Here is a 2987-nt window from a genome sequence, read left to right as displayed (position 1 = left end):
AGTGAAGGTTTGTGCGGAGGAGAGCAACGGCAGTGCCAGCAGGGCGGCGAGGACGAGAACCACCCACGTACGAGCCTTCCCACCTCGGAACACGCGCCCTCCTCCCGGCCGCTCAAGCGTCAAGCAGAAACCAACGATTGGTCAATCGAAGGTCAAGAGGAAGATTAGCTGTGCAAAGGTGATCGCTGGGTTAACACGGCGTTGCGGCTCGAAGGAAGCGTGAAAAGTGCGGTCGATTTGGCGCGAACGGCGCGGTGGGGCGGGGATGTTGCTCCCGCCCCACCGCGCCGCCCGCGCGAGGTCAGTCCGCGCGGGGGCCGAAGCCGTCCAGGATGCGGCGGGCACCCAGGGTCCGGACCAGTTCGTGGGCGAGGAGCGCGGGTTCAGACACGGTCGGCGGCCCCCTCGACGGCCGTCTGTGTCAACTGTCCGTCGGCCAGGCGAAGTCTGCGCTCGACGCCGATCCGGGTGAGGAAGCGTTCGTCGTGACTGACCACGACGAACGCGCCCTTGTAGGAGGCGAGCGCGCTCTCGAGCCGGCCGACGCCGACCAGGTCCAGGTTGTTCGTCGGCTCGTCCAGGAGCAGCAGTTGCGGCGCCGGTTCCGCGCACAGTACGCAGGCGAGGGTGGCCCGCAGGAGCTCGCCGCCGGACAGTGCGGCCACGGGCAGGTGCACGCGGGGTCCGCGGAACAAGAAGCGGGCCAGGAGGTTCATGCGCTCCGCCTCCGGCCGGTGCGGGGCGAACCCGGCGAAATTCTCGGCGACGGTGGCCTCGGGATCGAGCAGGTCCAGGCGCTGCGACAGATAGGCGATGCGTCCGTCGGCCCGCCTGAGGTCTCCGGAGTCCGGTGCGAGTTCGCCGCCGATCACCTTCAACAGGGTGGTCTTCCCCGCTCCGTTGGGGCCGGTCAGCGCGATGCGCTCGGGGCCGCGCACCGTCAGGTCGACGCCCTCGCTGCCGAACAGGTCCCGTTCGCCGTGGCGGACCCGCAGCCCTTCGCCGAGGAACAGCGTCCGCCCGGCCGGAACCTTCGTGTCCGGCAGGTCCACGGCGAGCAGCGGTTCGTCGCGCAGTGCCTGCCCGGCCGCGTCGAGGCGGGCCTGTGCCTCGCCGACCCGGTGCGCGTGCGTCTGGCCGGCCCGGCCCGCGGACTCCTGCGCGCCGCGCTTCATGTTTCCGGCGAAGATGCGGGGCAGACCGGCGCTCTTGAGGTTGCGCGCGGCGTTGCCGGCCCGGCGCTCGGCGCGCTCGCGGGCCTGCTGCAGCTCGCGCTTCTCGCGCTTCACCTCCTGCTCGGCGTTGCGGACCTTCTTCTCGGCGACCTCCTGCTCGGCCCGCACGGTCTCCTCGTACGACGTGAAGTTGCCTCCGTGCAGGCGCAGTTCGCCCGCGTGGAGCTCGGCGATGCGGTCCATGCGGTCGAGGAGTTCCCGGTCGTGGCTGACCAGCAGCAGTGCGCCGTGCCACTGTTCGAGCACGTCGTAGAGGTGGTGGCGGGCGTCGAGGTCGAGATTGTTGGTCGGCTCGTCGAGCAGCAGGACGTCCGGCCGCCGCAGCAGTTGGGCGGCGAGCCCGAGCGAGACGGCCTGACCGCCGCTGAGCGTGCCCAGGCGCCGGTCGAGGGCGATGCCGCCGAGGCCGAGGGCGTCGAGCTGGGCGCGGGTGCGTTCCTCGATGTCCCAGTCGTCGCCGATGACGGTGAAGTGCTCCTCGGCCACGTCGCCGGACTCGACGGCGTCGAGGGCCCGGATCACCGCGGCGACGCCGAGCACTTCGGCGACCGTCAGCGAGTCGGTGAGGGGCAGGGTCTGGGGGAGGTGGCCGAGCGTGCCGTGCACGGTCACCGTGCCCGCGGTGGGGCGCAGCTCGCCGGCGATCAGCCGCAGCAGGGTGCTCTTGCCGGAGCCGTTGGGTGCCACCAGACCGGTGCGGCCGCCGGGAACCGTGAACGACAGGGAGTCGAAGACCGGGGTGTCGTCCGGCCAGGAGAAGGACAAGTGGGAGCAGATGACGCAGATGTCTGACACGAAGGGGGACCTCGGGTGAGAGACGGGTCGGCACACGGAGCGACCCGGAACAGGGAAAAGGGGACGACTTCGAGGCCATGACGGCGATGCGTCACGTCAGCATCGGTCGATGGCCTGTCAGCTCCGGATCTCATCCGGAGATGTCGTCGTCACCCGCCATGTCCGGTCTCCTCAACTCACGCGGAAGGTCCCACGACGGTAACAGGAAGGACGCGGGTCACGCAGCCGGGTTTCGGCGCTCACCAGGTCAGCGGGTAGCGCACCGGGTGTCCGCCGATGCGGCCGGGGAGCATGCCGATCACCACCAGCAGGAGGGTGGCGAGCGCCAGCAGCGGCAGGAACGGGACCGGGTGCGGGGCTTGCAGCACGACGATCACGGCCGTGGCGGCGGCGGGGGAGTGCGGCAGGTGGGTCAGCATCATCGCGCCGAGCGCCAGGCCGCCCGCGAGTGCGGCGCTCCAGCCGTTGCTCCCGGTCACTGTCAGCGCGACGAACCCGATGACGGCGGAGAGCAGCTGGCCGCCCACGAGGTTGCGCGGCTGGGAGATCGGCAGCCCCGGCGCCCCGTGCACGAGCGCCGCGCTGGCCGCCAGCGGCGGGATCAGCAGCGGCTGGCGCAGCAGCACGCCGACGCCGACCAGCAGGAACAGGGCGCAGGTCGCGAAGGCGCCGGCCCGCAGGGCGTGCAGGGGATGGGGACGCTCGCCGGCGGTGGGCGGGGGAGTGGACATGAGGGAGGGCTCCGGGCGGCAGGGGCGGGGACGTGGCGGGACCCAGAGACTAAACAAACTGTTGATTGACTACTGCATCATTTGCCTCTGAGGCACATTTGCGTACCTCCCCTCGGCCCATCACCGAGACTCAGGCGGTTCCCGTGCGCAGTGCGGCGAGCGTGTCCGCGCTGAGGGTGCGCGGCGCCGTCGCCGGGTCGACGAGGACGACCGTGCAGGCCGAGGC

Annotated in this window: 2 protein-coding genes; both read right to left on the bottom strand. The window is 71.1% G+C overall.

Annotation, left to right across the window (positions count from 1 at the left end; all coding sequences use genetic code 11):
* Nucleotides 1-383: 383 nt before the first annotated feature.
* Nucleotides 384-2030, bottom strand: coding sequence for an ABC-F family ATP-binding cassette domain-containing protein (locus G3I40_RS36115; protein ID WP_164559061.1), 1647 nt, complete (start codon nucleotides 2028-2030; stop codon nucleotides 384-386).
* Nucleotides 2031-2269: 239 nt separating this feature from the next.
* Complete coding sequence (locus tag G3I40_RS36110) at nucleotides 2270-2761, bottom strand: HPP family protein (RefSeq protein ID WP_164559060.1); 492 nt, start codon at nucleotides 2759-2761, stop codon at nucleotides 2270-2272.
* Nucleotides 2762-2987: the final 226 nt, after the last annotated feature.

The organism is Streptomyces sp. SID14478 (genome assembly GCF_010548525.1).
GTDB lineage: Bacteria > Actinomycetota > Actinomycetes > Streptomycetales > Streptomycetaceae > Streptomyces.
The sequence above is the reverse complement of the archived record's forward strand: the minus strand, read 5'-3'. Positions and strand labels throughout refer to the sequence as shown.

What these genes read in the sequence shown, in the direction of transcription:
- G3I40_RS36110 (WP_164559060.1), bottom strand. Translation starts at nt 2,761, where the DNA reads ATGTCCACTCCCCCGCCCACCGCCGGCGAGCGTCCCCATCCCCTGCAC.